Origin of the sequence: Arthrobacter agilis (assembly GCF_006494655.1) — a bacterium.
Classification (GTDB): Bacteria; Actinomycetota; Actinomycetes; order Actinomycetales; family Micrococcaceae; genus Arthrobacter_D; species Arthrobacter_D agilis.
This window is the reverse complement of the sequence record NZ_VHIM01000008.1, coordinates 53509-70382: the sequence shown is the minus strand read 5'-3', so window position 1 is coordinate 70382 and position 16874 is coordinate 53509. Positions and strand designations below refer to the sequence as shown.

General features: G+C 68.1%; 13 protein-coding genes. 8 read left to right on the top strand and 5 right to left on the bottom strand.

Annotated features, from left to right (window positions below; all coding sequences use genetic code 11):
* The first annotated feature begins 101 nt into the window (after window positions 1–101).
* From FJV46_RS12730 to FJV46_RS12715, 4 genes are all read left to right on the top strand, one after another.
* Window positions 102–740 carry an MBL fold metallo-hydrolase gene (locus FJV46_RS12730; protein WP_087027025.1) on the top strand — a complete coding sequence of 213 codons (639 nt, stop codon included), beginning with the start codon at window positions 102–104 and terminating at the stop codon, window positions 738–740.
* Window positions 741–879: 139 nt separating this feature from the next.
* Window positions 880–3423 carry a DEAD/DEAH box helicase gene (locus FJV46_RS12725; protein WP_087027027.1) on the top strand — a complete coding sequence of 848 codons (2544 nt, stop codon included), beginning with the start codon at window positions 880–882 and terminating at the stop codon, window positions 3421–3423.
* Between the two features lie 79 nt (window positions 3424–3502).
* On the top strand, window positions 3503–3976 hold the full coding sequence (locus tag FJV46_RS12720; RefSeq protein WP_087027029.1) for a GNAT family N-acetyltransferase: 474 nt from the start codon (window positions 3503–3505) through the stop codon (window positions 3974–3976).
* Window positions 3976–5316 carry an alpha/beta fold hydrolase gene (locus FJV46_RS12715; RefSeq protein WP_087027031.1) on the top strand — a complete coding sequence of 447 codons (1341 nt, stop codon included), beginning with the start codon at window positions 3976–3978 and terminating at the stop codon, window positions 5314–5316. Before FJV46_RS12720 ends, FJV46_RS12715 begins: the two co-directional genes overlap by 1 nt.
* A gap of 111 nt (window positions 5317–5427) precedes the next feature.
* Here the strand turns inward: FJV46_RS12715 and FJV46_RS12710 are convergent, their stop codons facing one another.
* The 3 genes from FJV46_RS12710 to coaE all read right to left on the bottom strand — a co-directional run bounded on the left by FJV46_RS12710 (window position 5428) and on the right by coaE (window position 10200).
* On the bottom strand, window positions 5428–6513 hold the full coding sequence (locus FJV46_RS12710) for a TerC family protein (protein ID WP_087027033.1): 1086 nt from the start codon (window positions 6511–6513) through the stop codon (window positions 5428–5430).
* A gap of 306 nt (window positions 6514–6819) precedes the next feature.
* The gene (gene uvrB / locus FJV46_RS12705; RefSeq protein ID WP_087027035.1) at window positions 6820–8895 is read right to left on the bottom strand and encodes an excinuclease ABC subunit UvrB; all 2076 of its coding nucleotides are present in this window, start codon (window positions 8893–8895) and stop codon (window positions 6820–6822) included.
* 75 nt (window positions 8896–8970) lie between these two features.
* Window positions 8971–10200 carry a dephospho-CoA kinase gene (coaE, locus tag FJV46_RS15415; RefSeq protein ID WP_197715712.1) on the bottom strand — a complete coding sequence of 410 codons (1230 nt, stop codon included), beginning with the start codon at window positions 10198–10200 and terminating at the stop codon, window positions 8971–8973.
* A 129-nt stretch (window positions 10201–10329) separates the two neighbouring features.
* Here coaE and FJV46_RS12695 point away from each other — a divergent pair, with 129 nt between their 5' ends.
* Window positions 10330–11988 carry a RecQ family ATP-dependent DNA helicase gene (locus FJV46_RS12695; protein ID WP_232008638.1) on the top strand — a complete coding sequence of 553 codons (1659 nt, stop codon included), beginning with the start codon at window positions 10330–10332 and terminating at the stop codon, window positions 11986–11988.
* Between the two features lie 65 nt (window positions 11989–12053).
* Here FJV46_RS12695 and FJV46_RS12690 read toward each other — a convergent pair whose 3' ends face one another.
* Complete coding sequence (locus FJV46_RS12690) at window positions 12054–12392, bottom strand: DUF8129 domain-containing protein (protein WP_087027037.1); 339 nt, start codon at window positions 12390–12392, stop codon at window positions 12054–12056.
* A gap of 262 nt (window positions 12393–12654) precedes the next feature.
* Here FJV46_RS12690 and FJV46_RS12685 point away from each other — a divergent pair, with 262 nt between their 5' ends.
* The 3 genes from FJV46_RS12685 to FJV46_RS12675 are packed head-to-tail and all read left to right on the top strand — an operon-like array spanning window position 12655 to window position 14980.
* Window positions 12655–13356 carry a GAF and ANTAR domain-containing protein gene (locus FJV46_RS12685; protein ID WP_087027039.1) on the top strand — a complete coding sequence of 234 codons (702 nt, stop codon included), beginning with the start codon at window positions 12655–12657 and terminating at the stop codon, window positions 13354–13356.
* Window positions 13357–13366: 10 nt separating this feature from the next.
* Complete coding sequence (locus FJV46_RS15640; RefSeq protein ID WP_232008637.1) at window positions 13367–13786, top strand: hypothetical protein; 420 nt, start codon at window positions 13367–13369, stop codon at window positions 13784–13786.
* Window positions 13787–13825: 39 nt separating this feature from the next.
* Window positions 13826–14980, top strand: coding sequence for a class I SAM-dependent methyltransferase (locus FJV46_RS12675; protein ID WP_087027041.1), 1155 nt, complete (start codon window positions 13826–13828; stop codon window positions 14978–14980).
* 184 nt (window positions 14981–15164) lie between these two features.
* Here FJV46_RS12675 and rpsA read toward each other — a convergent pair whose 3' ends face one another.
* Window positions 15165–16637, bottom strand: a complete 1473-nt coding sequence (gene rpsA / locus FJV46_RS12670; RefSeq protein WP_087027043.1) for a 30S ribosomal protein S1 — start codon at window positions 16635–16637, stop codon at window positions 15165–15167.
* Window positions 16638–16874: the final 237 nt, after the last annotated feature.

Below are 16874 nucleotides of genomic sequence, written 5' to 3'. Positions count from 1 at the left end.
TCCCTGCACCCTACCGCCGTCGGACCCATCCCGGGCCCGGGGGCGGGCGAGACCGGCACCGGAGCCGCCCGGCCGGCCGGGCGGCTGCCTAGACTGGGCGCATGCACCAGCTCAGCGAACTGACCATCCGTTCCATCGCCGTGTCCGAGATGGACAACAACGTCTACCTCCTCACGTCCCGGACCTCGGGCGCGCAGGTCCTGATCGATGCGGCGGACGACGCTCCGGCGATCCTCGCCCTGCTCGCCGATGCGCAGGAGGACACGGACGCCGAGGCGCGCGTGGCCCTCATCGTCACCACCCACGCGCACTGGGACCACGTCCGGGCGCTGGCCGAGGTGAAAGACGCGACGCACGCCCGGACGGCGGCCGGCGCGGACGACGTCGCGGACATCGCCGTGCCCACCGACGTCCCCCTGCAGCACCACGACATCGGGTCCTTCGAGGGCTTCGAGCTGGAGGCGATCCATCTGCGGGGGCATACTCCCGGCTCCATCGCCCTGCTGTACCGCGACCCGCACGGTCCCGCCCACCTCTTCACCGGTGATTCGCTCTTCCCGGGTGGTGTGGGCAACACGCAGGGCGACCCGGACCGCTTCGCGTCGCTGATCGACGACGTCGAGACCCGCCTCTTCGACTATCTGCCCGACGACACCCTGGTGCACCCGGGTCATGGCGCCGGGACGACGCTCGGCGCCGAGCGCGGCTCGCTCCCCGAGTGGAAGCAGCGCGGCTGGTAGCCGACGCGGGTCGCGCTTCCGACCGCGGCGGCAGCGCGTCGGGTCGATCGATGCACGGTCCCAGCGGATGCTCCGGCGTGGCCCGTCCGGTCCTCCCGCTCGCGGGCGGGAGGCCGCCCACCGGTAGGCTGGTCGCATCATGAGGATCCAAGAGCACCTTCCCCGGCACGACGACGGCCGACTGACCGCGGACGCGGTCTATGAGGCCTTCACGGGGTGGGCCACCGGGCGCGGACTGGCCCTCTACCCGGCCCAGGACGAAGGGGCCATGGAGCTCGTCTCGGGGAACAACGTCATCCTCGCCACGCCCACGGGGTCCGGGAAGTCCCTCGTCGCCGTCGCCGCGCACCTGAAGTCCTTCGCCGAGGGCCGCACGAGCTACTACACCGCACCCATCAAGGCCCTCGTCTCCGAGAAGTTCTTCGCACTCTGCGAGATCTTCGGGCCCGAGAACGTTGGCATGATCACCGGCGATTCCGGCGTCAACCAGAACGCCCCCATCATCTGCTGCACCGCGGAGATCCTTGCGAACCTCGCCCTCAGGGAAGGCTCTGAGGCCGACGTCGACACCGTGGTCATGGACGAGTTCCATTTCTACTCCGACCCGCAGCGCGGTTGGGCGTGGCAGGTCCCGCTGCTCGAACTCCCCCAGGCCCAGTTCCTCCTGATGTCGGCAACCCTCGGCGACGTCTCCCGCTTCGAGAAGGACCTCACCGACCTGACAGGGCGCGCCACCGCGACCGTCACCTCTGTCGAACGGCCCATCCCGCTGCACTTCTACTACGTCGAGACACCCGTGCAGGAATCGCTCGAGGAACTGCTGTCCACGCGTCAGGCGCCGGTCTACGTGGTGCACTTCAGCCAGGCCGAGGCCATCGAGCGGGCCCAGAACCTCATGAGCATCACCATCTGCTCACGGGAGGAGAAGGACCGCATCGCCGAGCTGATCGCCACCTTCCGGTTCTCGGCGGGCTTCGGCAAGACCCTGAACCGCCTGGTCCGCCACGGTATCGGGGTGCACCACGCCGGCATGCTGCCGAAGTACCGGCGCCTCGTCGAGCAACTCGCCCAGGCCGGACTGCTCAAGGTCATCTGCGGGACGGACACGCTCGGCGTCGGCATCAACGTGCCCATCCGCACCGTGCTGCTGACCGCGCTCAGCAAGTACGACGGCGTTCGGACGCGCCTCCTGAACTCGCGTGAGTTCCACCAGATCTCGGGCCGCGCGGGCCGCGCCGGCTACGACACAGCGGGTACCGTCGTCGTCCAGGCCCCCGAGCACGTCGTCGAGAACGTGAAGGCGATGGCGAAGGCCGTGGGCAAGTTCGGCGACGACCAGAAGAAGCTGCGCCAGGTGGTCCGGAAGAAGCCGCCCCAGGGTTTCGTCTCCTGGGGCAAGCCCACCTACGAACGACTCGTCGAGAGCGTCCCCGATCCCCTGACGTCGTCGTTCTCCGTCAGCCACTCCATGCTGCTGAATCTGCTCGAGCGGCCCGGCGATCCGTTCGCCGCTGCGAAACGCCTGCTCACCGAGAACCACGAGACGCGCGCGGCCCAGCTGCACCTCATGCGGCGGGCCATCGGCATCTATCGCGAACTCGTCGCGGCGGGCATCGTGGAGAAGCTCACCGAGCCCGAGCCCGACGGCCGGACGGTCCGCCTCAAGGTGCACCTGCAGGCCAACTTCGCCCTCAACCAGCCGCTCTCCCCCTTCGCCCTCGCCAGCCTGGAGCTCCTCGACCCGGAGGCGCCGGGGTACGCGCTCGACGTCGTCTCGGTCATCGAGGCGACGCTCGAGAAACCCCGCCAGGTGCTGAACGCGCAGGAGAAGAAGGCGCGCGGAGAGGCCGTGGCCGCGATGAAGGCAGAGGGCATCGACTACGACGCCCGGATGGCCCGCCTTGACGAGGTGACCTATCCGAAGCCGCTCGAGGACCTGCTGCAGCAGGCGTTCGACGTCTACCGCTCCTCGGCACCGTGGCTCGGAGACTTCGAGCTCGCCCCCAAGTCCGTGGTGCGCGACATGTACGAACGGGCCATGAGTTTCGGCGAGTACGTGGCCTTCTACTCCCTGACCCGCTCCGAAGGCATCCTGCTGCGGTACCTCGCCGACTGCTACAAGGCACTGCGGCACACCGTCCCGGTGGAAGCCCTGCGGGAGGACCTCAGCGACACCATGGAGTGGCTCGGTGAGCTCGTCCGCCAGGTGGACAGCAGCCTGCTCGACGAATGGACGCAGCTCTCGGCCGGGATCGACGCGGGCGCGGCCGCCGCAGCCGCCGTCGACCTGCCGGAGGAACCGCCGTCGGTCACGTCCAACGAGCGCGCCTTCCGCGTCATGGTGCGCAACGAGATGTTCCAGCGGGTGAAGCTGTTCGCGGACGAGCAGGACGAGGCACTCGGCGCCCTCGACGCCGGCTCGGGCTGGACCGCGGATCGGTGGGCCGAGGCCCTCGACGGGTACTTCGCCGACTACGAGGACATCGACGACGGCCCGGAGGCCCGCGGGCCGGCACTCCTGCTCATCACGACGACCCCGGGAACGTGGCGCGTCCGCCAGATCCTCAAGGACCCCGAGGGCAATGGGGACTGGGGCATCAACGCGGAGGTGGATCTGACGGCGTCGGACGAGGCCGGAAGCCCGGTGATCCGCATCCTCGGCGTCGGAGCGCCCGCGGCCTGAGCGCCTGCACTCCCCTGTCCGTCCGTCGTCCGCAGGCTACCGCGTCTGCCGGGCCCGTGCATCTGGCTAGGCTTGCGTCATGACCATCCGCGAAGCACGACCGGCAGACGTCCCCGTGATCCTCCAGCTCATCCACGATCTCGCTCTCTACGAGAAGGAGCCCGACGCGGTCAGGAACACCGCGCCATCCCTTGAGCGCGCACTCTTCGGCGACCGACCCACCATCTACGCCCACGTGGCGGAGGAGCAGGGCGCGGTCCAGGGCTTCGCCCTCTGGTTCCTCAACTACTCGACCTGGGAGGGCGTCAACGGCATCTATCTGGAAGATCTGTACGTCCGCCCCGAAGCTCGCGGCGCCGGGCACGGCAAGGCCCTCCTGGCGAATCTCGCCCGCATCGCGGCGGACCGCGGATACGCGCGCGTCGAGTGGTCGGTCCTGGACTGGAACGAGCCGTCCATCCGCTTCTACGAGAGCCTCGGGGCGCGCCCCCAGTCGGGATGGAGCACGTTCCGCCTCACCGGCAGCGCGCTCAGCGACGTCGCGGCGCTCTGATGCGATCCTCCTCATCCCCCTCCGCGGGAACAGCACCGAGTGCGCCCGACCACGTCGCCGGCCCGACGGCGGTGATGCGGGGGCTGCGCGCAACCGGTCACGTCTTCCGGGTTCCGCTGGACCACGCGGAGCCCGGCTCGCCGCTCATCGAGGTGTTCGCGCGCGAGTACTCCTCGCTGGAGCACGACGACGACGCCGTCGCGCGCCTGCCGTGGCTCCTCTTCCTGCAGGGGGGCCCGGGCGGCAGGGGTGTCCGGGCGACACAGCTGAGCGGATGGATGAAGGCAGCAGCCAGGGAGTTCCGCATCCTCATGCTCGACCAGCGGGGCACCGGCCTGTCGACGCCCGCCGATGCCGCAACCCTCGGCCGGCTGCCGGACCCCGCGGACCAGGCCGACTACCTCGCCCACTTCCGGGCGGACTCGATCGTCGCGGATGCGGAGTTGATCCGCGACCGGCTCGGTAGCGGCCCCTGGACGGTCTTCGGCCAGAGCTACGGCGGCTTCTGCACCCTCACCTATCTGTCGCTCGCGCCGGAAGGGATCGAGAGGGCCCTCATCACGGGCGGCCTCGCGCCGCTGTCCGGTCCTCCCGATGACGTCTACCGCGCCACCTTCGCCCGGGTCGAGGCACGCAACCGTGAATACTTCTCCTGGTATCCCGGCGATCGCGACATCGTCACACGCATCGCCCGTCACCTCGACCGGGTCGAGGAGCACCTGCCCGCCGGCGAACGCCTGACCGCCCGGCGGTTCCAGATGATCGGTGCCTTCCTCGGCGGCAATACGAGGATTCATGCTCTCCACTATCTGCTCGAGGACGCCTTCGTGGACCTCGCAGGGGAGCCGCGGCTCTCGGCTACCTTCCTCGAGCAGGTGCAGGGCCTGGTGAGCCGCGCGGCGCAGCCGCTCTACGCCGTCATGCACGAGTCGATCTACTGCCAGGGCTTCGCGTCCGGGTGGGCCGCCGAACGGGTGCTGACCCAGTATCCCCAGTTCCTGCCGACTGCCGAGGAGCCCCTGCTCACCGGCGAGATGGTGTATCCCTGGTACTTCGAGGAGGATCCGGCGCTCCGCCCCCTGCAGCCCGTCGCGGAACTGCTGGCGAGGAGGGAGGATTGGGGCCCCCTGTACGACACCGACGTCCTGGCCACGAATGTGGTTCCCGTGGCCGCAGCGGTGTACCGGCACGACATCTACGTGGACCGCGAGTTGTCGCTCCGCACCGCGGCGGCGATCCGCAACCTCGAGGTGTGGGAGACGGACGAATTCCATCACGACGGCATCTCCGACGACGGTGAAGCGATCTTCGACCGTCTGCTCGGCATGACGCGTCGCTGACGGCCCCACGTGCCGCCCTGACACAGGAAGACCCCGCACGTCGTGCGGGGTCTTCCTGCATCATGCTGCGTAAGGGGTGTCGTCGCCGTCGGGCGATGCCACGTCGTGGGTCTAGTGGCGGCCTCGGCCCTTGGTCCCTGCGTCGTCGGCGGCCCGGTCGAGTTCCTCGTCCACCGCGGGATCGTCGGCGACCTCACCGGCTGCATCGGCCCGCGCAGCGGCATTGTCCGTCACGCGCGAGCGGACGAGGCTGGCGATCACGGCGATCACGATCGTCGCCAGGATAACGGCCAGGGACACGAACGTCGGGATCTCGGGAGCCCACTCGATGTGCTCGCCGCCATTGATGAACGGCAGTTCGTTGACGTGCATCGCGTGCAGGACCAGCTTCACGCCGATGAAGGCGAGGATCACGGACAGCGCGTGCTTCAGATAGATCAGGCGCGTCATCAGACCGCCCAGCAGGAAGTAGAGCTGCCGCAGGCCCATCAGGGCGAAGATGTTCGCGGTGAACACGATGAACGCACTCTGTGTCAGACCGAAGATGGCCGGGATCGAGTCGACCGCGAACAGGAGATCCGTCAGCCCGATCGTCACGAAGACGATGAGCATGGGGGTGAAGACCTTCTTGCCGTCGACGACGGTGCGGATCTTGTTCCCGTCGTAGGACTCGGACATCGGCAGCACCGACTTGAGCTTGGAGATCAGCTTGTTGTCGCCGGCGTGTTCCTCGTCCTCGCCCGAGTCGGTGGCCTGCTTGTAGGCCGTGTAGAGCAGGAAGGCGCCGAAGATGTAGAAGATCCAGCTGAAGTTCTCGATCACTGCCGCCCCGAGAGCGATGAAGATCCCCCGCAGGATCAGGGCGATGATGATGCCCACCATGAGGACTTCCTGCTGGTACTTCCGGGGCACCGAGAAGCGCGCCATGATGATGATGAAGACGAAGAGATTGTCGATGCTCAGGCTGTACTCGGTGATCCAGCCCGCGACGAACTGGCTTCCGTACTCCTGCCCGGTGAAGACGAACATGAGCGCCGCGAAGACGAGGGCGAGACCCACGTAGAACGCCACCCACAGTCCTGCCTCCTTCATGGAGGGCTCGTGGGGTCGCTTGACCACGAGCAGCAGGTCGAACAGCAGGATGATGCCGAGCACCACGAAGGTGCCGATCTCAAACGCTACGGGCAATTCGGGCATGGAGTACCTTCCGAAAGGTGCGGTCGATTTCCGTAAGTCTCTCCGCCGCGGCTCGAGCCGACTGACCGCTACGCCCGGCCGGGCGTCTGTGCCCCGCGTGTTGACGTTCGTAGCGCTTGGGATACTCCCTTACGTTCGGTCCATGCTACCTGCGCGGTTACGCGGTGGGTGACCCGAACCGCGCGGATGACGCTTGATGGATCCCCTTGACGCCGCGATCCTGCTCCCAGCGTCCGTCGACGGCTGGCGTTGCCGAGGGGGGTGAGCCCCAGCCCGACGCGGCGTGCCCTCCGGGGTACGTCGGCGTCAGGCGTGCCCGGCGGACTGCATCTGGCGCAGTTCCTTCTTCAGGTCTCCGACCTCGTCGCGCAGCCGGCCTGCCAGCTCGAACTGGAGTTCGCCGGCCGCCGCGTGCATCTGCTCCGTGAGCTGCTGGATGAGGTCCGCGAGATCCGACGCCGGAACGGACGCCAGTCCGTCATGCCTGCCGGCACCCTTCTGCGCGGTCCGGCCCTTCCCCGCCTGCTCGAGGAGGGCGCGGGTATCGGCGTCCTCCCGGTTGATGGTGTCCGTGATGTCCGCGATCCGCTTCCGGAGGGGGGTCGGGTCGATGCCGTGTTCCAGGTTGTGGGCCACCTGGATGGCCCGCCGCCGCGTGGTCTCGTCGATCGCCCGCTCCATCGAGTCCGTGATGCGGTCGGCGTACATGTGCACCTGGCCGGACACGTTGCGAGCCGCGCGACCGATCGTCTGGATGAGGGACGTGGAACTGCGGAGGAAGCCTTCCTTGTCCGCGTCGAGGATGCTCACGAGCGACACCTCGGGAAGATCGAGGCCCTCACGCAGGAGGTTAATCCCGACCAGCACGTCGAACGTCCCCATCCGGAGTTCCCGCAGCAGCTCGACACGCCGCAGCGTGTCGACGTCGGAGTGCAGGTACTCCACCTTCACGCCGTGTTCGAGGAGGTACCCCGTGAGGTCTTCCGCCATACGCTTGGTGAGGGTGGTGACGAGGACACGTTCGTTGAGCTCCGTGCGCTTCCGGATCTCGCCGAGGAGATCGTCGATCTGCCCCTTGGTCGGCTTGACGACCACCTCGGGATCGATCAGCCCCGTGGGACGGATGATCTGCTGCACGAACCCGTCGGACTTCCCCAGCTCGTACTTGCCGGGAGTCGCGGAGAGGTAGACGGTCTGGCCGATCCGTTCGAGGAACTCGTCCCACTTCAGGGGGCGGTTGTCCATGGCCGACGGCAGTCGGAACCCGTGGTCCACGAGGGTGCGCTTGCGGGAGGAGTCTCCCTCGTACATGGCACCGATCTGCGGGATCGTGACGTGGGACTCGTCGACGACGAGCAGGAAGTCGTCCGGGAAGTAGTCGAGCAGGCAGTGGGGAGCGGATGCGGGTCCGCGGCCGTCGATGTGCCGTGAGTAGTTCTCGATGCCGTTGCAGAATCCCATCTGCTGCATCATCTCGAGGTCGTAGGTGACGCGCATGCGGAGCCGCTGGGCCTCGACGAGCTTGTTCTGCGACTCGAGTTCGGCCAGCCGCTGCTGGAGTTCGTCCTCGATGTCCTTGATGGCCCGGGTCATCCGATCCTCGCCGGCCACGTAGTGCGAGGCCGGGAAGACGTACATCTCCTCCTCCTCGCGGATCACGGTGCCGGTCAGCGGATCGAGCGTGTAGATGTTCTCGACCTCGTCCCCGAAGAACTCGATGCGGAGGGCATGCTCCTCGTACATCGGGATGATCTCCACGGTGTCGCCGCGCACGCGGAAGGTCCCGCGGTGGAAGTCTATGTCGTTGCGGGTGTACTGCATGCCGACGAATCGGCGCAGCAGCTCGTCCCGGTTCATCTGGTCCCCCCGGCGCAGGGTGACCATCTTGTTGATGTACTCCTCCGGAGTACCGAGGCCGTAGATGCAGGACACGGTGGCGACCACGATGACGTCCCGGCGGGTCAGCAGGGCATTGGTCGCCGAGTGCCGCAGCCGCTCGACCTCCTCGTTGATGGAGGAGTCCTTCTCGATGAAGGTGTCGGTCTGCGGGACGTAGGCCTCGGGCTGGTAGTAGTCGTAGTAGGAGACGAAGTACTCGACCGCGTTGTTGGGGAGCAGCTCCCTGAACTCGTTGGCGAGCTGCGCAGCGAGGGTCTTGTTCTGCACCATCACGAGGGTGGGCCGCTGCACCTGCTCGATGAGCCAGGCCGTCGTGGCGCTCTTTCCCGTGCCGGTGGCTCCGAGCAGGACGACGTCCTTCTCACCGGCGTTGATGCGTTCGGCGAGCTCCTTGATAGCCGTGGGCTGATCGCCTGCCGGCGTGTACTCGCTGATGACCTCGAAAGGCGCCACGACACGCTTGATATCCTGCGCAAGACTCATGCTTCAACGGTAGTCCCTGGCAGTGACAGTTCGACGCCGTTCTCCTGGGGGCTGAACAGTCGCGGGGCCCGGGTCTCAGCCGCGGGCGACGGGGTCGGCCGTGGCAGTGGAATCGGCTGTGGAGAGGGTGACGGCAACCTCGACCGCGGGGTCGGCGGATCCGTGCAGGCTCAGCCCACGGTGCGTACCACCGTCCACACCAGCGTCGCCGTGAAGGTGCTGCGCTCCCGCCCGGGCACCCGCGCCCGTCCGAGCACCACGAGGCTCCGGCGGAAACCCTGCCGCCGAGACGGACTCGGCCACGGCTTCCGGGTCGTCCCCCGGAGCGAGCCGGACGACCAGGTGCGCCCTCACGACGTCGTCGTCCACGCCCGGCGCCGACGCCTCCGCGCCGTGGGAAGCGCCGTTCGAAGGTCCGACCACAAGGCCGTGCGAAGGGCCGTCGACAGGGCCGTTCGAAGGGGCGTCCACAGGGCCGTGCGAAGGGCCGTCCACAGGGCCGACCGCCTCGATGGTGCTGCCGGCTGGCAGGACGGCGGCAAGCTTCGCGGTCGTCCGTCCGCTCAGCCCACGAGTACCGGCGAGGCCCGAGGCATCACGCTCGGGCGTCAGGGGCGACGAATCCTGCCCGGGAGCCGACTCCACGCGGGGTGCGGCTACGGGTGTGCATCCGCCGTTCCGTGCGGCAGGCCTGCCCTCTGCCAGGTTGCGTGCGAAGGGAAGCACCCGCCCGCTCCACAGGGCTGCCGTCGCGGCGAGGAGGTCCTCCAGGGCGAGGTCGTTGACGAGCAGCGCGTCCGCTGCCGCCAGCCGCTCGGAGCGCGAGGCCTGGGCTGCGATGCGCTGGACCGCGTCACCACGATCCATGCCGCGGTGCCGGACCATGCGTTCGATCCGCAGCTCGTCCGGCGCATCGACGACGAGCACGAGGTGGAAGCGGGCGGCCTGCTGCGTCTCCACCAGGAGGGGGATGTCCTCGACGACGACGGCGTCCGCCGGCGCGGAGGCGATCTGGCGTGCCGCCTCCGCGCGGACGCGGGGATGGACGATGCCGTTCAGTCGCTCGCGCGCGGCGTCGTCGCCGAAGACGAGGCGACCGAGCACGGGCCTGTCGAGCGCACCATCGGGTCCGAGGACGCCGTTACCGAAGGCCCGGACCACCTCCTCGAGCCCCGCCGTCCCGGGCGCGACGACGTCGCGTGCGATTACATCCGCGTCCACGATCACCGCCCCGAGCCGTCCGAGTTCGGCGGCCACAGCGGACTTGCCGGCGGCGATCCCCCCTGTCAGTCCGATGCGCAGCATGAGGCCACCCTAGCCCGTCCTTCAGTCAGGCGGACCCGGCTGTCAAGACACCTGCTTCGCACGATCGGGGCTCGGGAATCGTCGCCCGCCGTGAATAAGCTAAGTGCACTTACCTTTTGGAGGAGGACCGTGTCCATCACCCTGCATGACCTTCGGGAAACCGCTGCTTCCACCTTCGGGTGGGAGGATCTCCGCTCCGGTCAGGAGCACGCCATGAAGGCTGTCCTCGAGGGCCGGAGCGTCCTGTGCGTGATGCCGACCGGGTCCGGGAAGTCGGCCATCTACCAGGTGCCCGCCGTGGCACTGCCCGGCGTCGCGGTCGTGATCTCCCCCCTCATCGCACTCCAGCACGATCAGGCCGACGCCATCAACGCCCGCGCGGGCGCCACCCGCGCCCACGTCATCAATTCGGGGATGCGGAAGAAGGACCTGCGGGCGGCGTGGGACGCTGCGGAGGATCCGGACGAGGCAACACGAGCGAAGTTTCTCTTCCTCGCTCCCGAACAGGTGGCCCGGGATGATGTCGCCGCCCGCCTGCGCTCCCTCGACGTGTCGTTCGTCGTGGTCGACGAGGCACACTGCGTCTCCTCGTGGGGTCATGATTTCCGCCCCGACTACCTGCAGCTCGGCCATCTGGTCCGGGACCTGCGCACCCCGGTGGTCGCCCTGACCGCGACGGCATCGCACCCCGTGCAGAAGGAGATCGTCGAGCGTCTCCACCTGAAAGATTCCCTCGTGATCGTCGAGGGTTTCGACCGTCCCTCCATCCACCTCCAGGTGCTCCAGCATGTCGAGGATGCGGAGAAGTACGAGGCCGTGCGCGAGCAGGTCCTCGGCCTGCCCGGACCCGGGCTCGTCTATGTCGCCACCAAGAAGGCTGCCGAGCGTCTCGCCTCGGACCTGCAGGAGAGTGGTCGGCGCGCCGACGCCTACCACGCCGGGCGGCGGGCGAAGGATCGGGAGGCCGTGCACGACGGGTTTCTCGACGGCTCGATCGACGTGGTGGTGGCGACGACCGCCTTCGGGATGGGGATCGACAAGCCGGATGTCCGGTTCGTGATCCACGCGGAGATCTCCGACTCGCTGGACAGCTACTACCAGGAGATCGGCCGCGGCGGACGGGACGGACTCCCGGCGCAGGCAGTCCTGCACTACCGCCCCGAGGATCTCTCCCTGCGCCGCTTCTTCGCCGCGAAAGCAGCCAGTCGCACCCAGCTCGGCGACCTGTTCCGTCTCATCAGCGCCCAGGAGAAACCCGTGAAGGCGAAGAAACTGAAGGAGCTCTCCGGTCTGTCGTCACGCAGGCTGACAGGTCTGCTCAACCTGCTCGTCGCGGGTGGATGCATCGGCGACGGCGTCAAGGGCTACCGGGCGCGGACCATGCGCGTGGATGAGGCGGTGGAGCGCGCCGTGGAGCAGGCCGAGATCCGGGAGCGGATCGACGAGTCCCGCGTCGACATGGCTCGTCGATATGCGGAAACGAGGGGCTGCCGCCGCCAGTTCCTCCTCTCGTACTTCGGCGAGGAACTCTCCGCCCCCTGCGGCAACTGCGATACGTGCGAGCGGTCGCGCTCGGTGGGTTCACCCGGGCCGGGAGCGACGGCGGAGGAACACGTCCCGTTCGCGGTCGACACAGCCGTCGACCACGTGGAGTGGGGACGGGGCACCGTGATGGGCTACGAGGAGGGAATCGTGACCGTCCTGTTCGATACCGCCGGCTACAAGACCCTCTCCACAGCACTCGTCGAGGAGAAGGACCTCCTCACCGCGAGCCGGCTCCCGGCGTAGCGGCGCGGGTCCCGGGCAGACCCACGCCGCTACGACTCGTACCCGCGACTCGCACCCGCCGCAGGCTACCTCGGCTGGGCGGGGTTGGTCGGGACTCCCTGGGACGGCGGATTGACGGGCGGGCCGGATGTCGCCGGGCTGACCGGTGAGCCGCCGGATGTCTGCGCCACCTCGGGCCGCGACGTGCCTGCGGCCTCCGACACCCGCGCGCCGCCCCGGACGGCCTCCAGCCGCTGCTGCAGGACCAGCTTCACGGGAAGACGATCGCCATGTGCTTCCTCGTAGTCGATCAGCGTCCGGAGACCGGCCTCGTCGAGCCCGGTGATCCTCGTCGGCAGGGTACCGAGGGGTATGTGGTCGTAGTCGGGAAGCGGCAGGGCGTCGTGGTCTGACGATCCGGTCATGGCGAGTCCTCCTGAGGTCGATCGATACGCTTGGTGATTCCACCCTAGGGAGCGCGGGACCCTGGCGGCAAGGACGTTCTCGCGCCGTCGTCGTCCTGTCAAACGCCTCTTCCCGCGTGATCGTGACGGCCCTTCGAGCCTGTTGTCGAGGCCCTGGCCGGTCCCGGTTGGAGCGATACCCAGAAGCCTCCGCTGTGTATCCTGATACTTTGTACCCGATCGCCATGATCCCGTTGCCGAGGCTGTGACTGTGACTTCACCGATGGAAGACCTGACGGTCGTCTTCGCCAGACTGAAGGGCCTCCTGTTGACGGAGGCGAAGGCAGGCCTGGCCGTCGAGGACCTCGCCGAAGCGATCAAGAAGTCGATTCCGGGCTCCCTCGGCGCAGGCGTCTCGCTGATGGACGACCAGGGACGCCGGCGAAGCACCGGCTACACCGACGACGTCGTGGCGGCTGCGGACGAACTGCAGTACGAACTGGGGCAGGGTCCCTGCCTCACCGCGTGGGCGGCGGAATCGACGGTGCAGATCGACGACGTCCAGGCGGACGAGCGGTGGCCGTTGTGGCGACAGGCCGTCGCGGACCTCCCACTGCGCTCCACGCTGAGTACGGCGCTGCTCCACGACGGGACGAGTATCGGGGCGCTGAAGATCTACTCGCCCCTGCCCGCGGCGTTCTCCGCCCAGGACCGCAAGCAACTCATCCTGCTCGCGACGCCCGCTGCCACCCTTCTCGGCAGTGCCCAGCCGGAGAGCGCCCCTGCCGCCGCCAACCGGGCCCTGCAGGAAGCGCTCGGGACACGCGACCTCATCCACACGGCGAGGGGCATCCTGATGGAGCGTCACGGACTGGACGCGGAGGGGTCGATGCGGCGGATGCTCTCCGAGGCGTCGTCGACGCCGATGGATCTACGATCGGTTGCCCTCAGCGTCATCAACGGCACCGCCGGTAGCTCGCACTAAGGCCTAGCCCGTGGAGAACCAGCCGGATCACGAATATCAGCGAACGCACCTCCTCCGTGCGATCCGCCATGCCCAGATCGAGGCGAGCGAACTGTGGCTGCACTACTTCGGTCTCGGTGGGGACGCCGGGGAGTACGAGGTGGAGGCGTACCTCCACGGCTCCTTCACCCTTCCGCCCCTCCAGCGGGATCTGCTGGCGCACGCAGCCAACGAACTGATCGACCGGTTGCCGCCTCCTCCCCGGGCCCCCTACAGCACGGACCCGGCCGGCGGCAGCGAGGCTCTCACCGAGGACAACCCGGTGCCGGCGCGGGCCGCGCGGCCCGAGGACGCCGCCGCCGATACACCGCTCGACTGGCTGTTCACCGACACCGACGGGCAGGCCGATGCAGGCAGCACCGACGCCGACGACGGGCCGCGCGAGTCGTGAGCCCCTGTTCCGGTCCGTCCGACCGCCTCGGCGCCTAGGATGGAGCGGGTGACACCGCTGAACCTCGATCTCCTCCGCCGCCGGCCCGACGTCGAAGCTCCGGAACTGGTGGCCGTGGATGCCGCGGACCGCCTGCTGCTCGATCTCGCCGCGGAGGCGCTGCGACGACCCGGGCGCATCGTAACCCTCAACGACTCCTACGGAGCGCTCACGCTCGGCGCCGCGGCCGCCTCGGGTCGGGAGGTCCGGGCATTCCAGGACGGGCTGGTCAATGAACGCGCGCTCGCCGCGAATGCCGCCGACCTGCACCTGGCCGGAGCATATCGCTCCTGCGCGCTGGGACCCGAACTGTTCGATGGCGTCACCACCGTGCTGATGCGGCTTCCCCGTTCACTCGACGAACTCGACGAACAGGCCCGCCTCATCTCAGCCCATGCCCAGCCGGACGTGCAGGTCCTCGCCGCAGGGCGGCTCAAGCACATGTCAGTGTCGATGAATGCCGTCCTCGCCAGGTCCTTCGGCTCGGTCACCGCCAGCCTCGCCCGGCAGAAGTCCCGGGTGCTCGTCGCAGCGGAGCCGCACCCCGTCACCGCCTCCTCCGGTCCGAGCACCGCACGCTACGACGTCGGCCTGGAGCGCCCGCTCGAACTGCATGCCTTCGCGGCGACCTTCGGCGGCGCGTCGCTCGATCCCGGGACCCGCCTGCTCCTGCCCCACCTGCGGGGTATCGAGCAGCGACCGGCGGGCAGTGCCGGCAGGAACGCCGACATCGTCGATCTCGGCTGCGGCAACGGAGCCATTGCGACGTACCTGGCCCTCGGTCGACCGGACGTGCGGATACACGCCACCGACCAGTCCGCCTCCGCCGTCGCCTCCACACGCGCCACGGCGCTGGCGAACGGCGTCGCGGACCGCGTGGCCGTCGACAGGGATGACGCGCTCTCGGCCGTACCGGACGCATCCGCGCAGGTGATCGTCCTCAACCCTCCGTTCCACATCGGCAGCACGGTCCACGAAGGAACCGCCCACCGTCTGTTCGATGCCTGCGCGAGGGTCCTCGCTCCGGGTGGCGAACTCTGGACGGTGTGGAACAGCCACCTCCGCTACCGGCCGGTCCTCGAGCGCACCATCGGACCGACCCGCCAACTCGACCGCACCAGCCGCTTCACCGTGACGGTCTCGACCAGGCGATAGACCCGCCGCGCACACCCGGTCTCCCCGAGCCCGCCACGCACACGCCGCACACACCCGGTCTCCCCGAGCCCGCCGCGCACTCCCGGTCTTCCCGAGTCGGCCGTGCACGGGCATCAGTGCTCGCCCCGACACGCAAAAGGCCCCCATCCGAAGATGAGGGCCTTTTCGACGATGCTGAGGTGGCTTACGCCCCGGTCAGCTTCTCGCGGAGTGCTGCGAGTGCCTCGTCGGACGCGAGGGTTCCCGAACCGGAGTCCGTGACCACGGGGTCGGACGAGTAGCTGGTCGAGGTGGACTCGGCCGGCTCGCTCGCGGCAGCGGCGTCGTCGGACGCGTGCTGCACGACCTGCTTCTTGTGCGATTCCCAGCGGGACTGTGCCTCGGCGTACTGGGCTTCCCAGGCAGCACGCTGCGTCTCGTAGCCCTCGAGCCATTCGTTCGACTCGGGGTCGAAGCCCTCGGGGTACTTGTAGTTGCCCTCTTCGTCGTACTCGGCGGCCATGCCGTAGAGCGCGGGATCGAACTCGGTGCTGTCCGCGTCGACGCCCTCGTTGGCCTGCTTGAGGCTGAGGGAGATCCGGCGGCGCTCGAGGTCGATGTCGATGACCTTGACGAAGAGCTCGTCGCCGACCGAGACGACCTGCTCTGCGAGTTCGACGTGGCGGACTGCCAGCTCCGAGATGTGGACCAGGCCCTCGATGCCGTCCTCGACGCGAACGAACGCGCCGAACGGAACCAGCTTGGTGACCTTACCCGGGACAACCTGGCCCAGCGCGTGCGTGCGGGCGAAGGTCTGCCAGGGATCTTCCTGCGTGGCCTTGAGGGAGAGCGAGACACGCTCGCGGTCCAGGTCGACCTCGAGAACCTCGACGGTGACTTCCTGGCCGACCTCGACAACCTCGGACGGGTGGTCGATGTGCTTCCAGGACAGCTCGGAGACGTGGACGAGACCGTCGACGCCACCGAGGTCCACGAATGCACCGAAGTTGACGATCGAGGAGACGACGCCCGGGCGGACCTGGCCCTTCTCCAGCTTGTTGAGGAACGTCGAGCGCACCTCGGACTGGGTCTGCTCGAGCCACGCACGACGCGACAGCACGACGTTGTTGCGGTTCTTGTCGAGCTCGATGATCTTCGCTTCGATCTGCTGGCCGATGTACGGTGCCAGGTCGCGGACGCGACGCATCTCGACGAGGGACGCGGGCAGGAAGCCGCGCAGGCCGATGTCGAGGATGAGACCACCCTTGACCACCTCGATGACGGTGCCGGTGACGACGCCGTCCTCTTCCTTGACCTTCTCGATGTCACCCCAGGCGCGCTCGTACTGAGCCCGCTTCTTGGAGAGGATCAGTCGGCCTTCTTTGTCTTCCTTGGTGAGCACCAGGGCCTCGACCTGATCGCCCACGGAGACGACGTCCCCGGGATCGACGTCGTGCTTGATGGAAAGCTCGCGGGAAGGAATGACACCCTCGGTCTTGTAACCGATGTCGAGCAGGACCTCGTCGCGATCGACCTTGACGACGGTACCCTCGACGAGATCGCCGTCGTTGAAGTACTTGATGGTCGCGTCGATAGCTGCGAGGAAGTCCTCAGCGGTGCCGATGTCGTTGATCGCGACCTGCGGGGCACCTTGCTTCTCGGTGGTGGTGATGGTCATGTAGTTGGGACTCCGTTGTGGATGATGAAGTGTTCCGGTCATGGCGAACACCACGGTTCCAGCGGGGCCGGGCGTGGGTCCGTCTGTCCGGATGTGGACGAAATGGACAGAATCTCGGAAGATTCACGAGTGGTAGTGCCCTGCAGAGGACGTCGGCTTGCACCGGAACCCGCACGAGCGCACTACGCGCCTCCCTAGTCTAGCCTCGGCCCCTGACACCGTCAAAGCACATCGCGG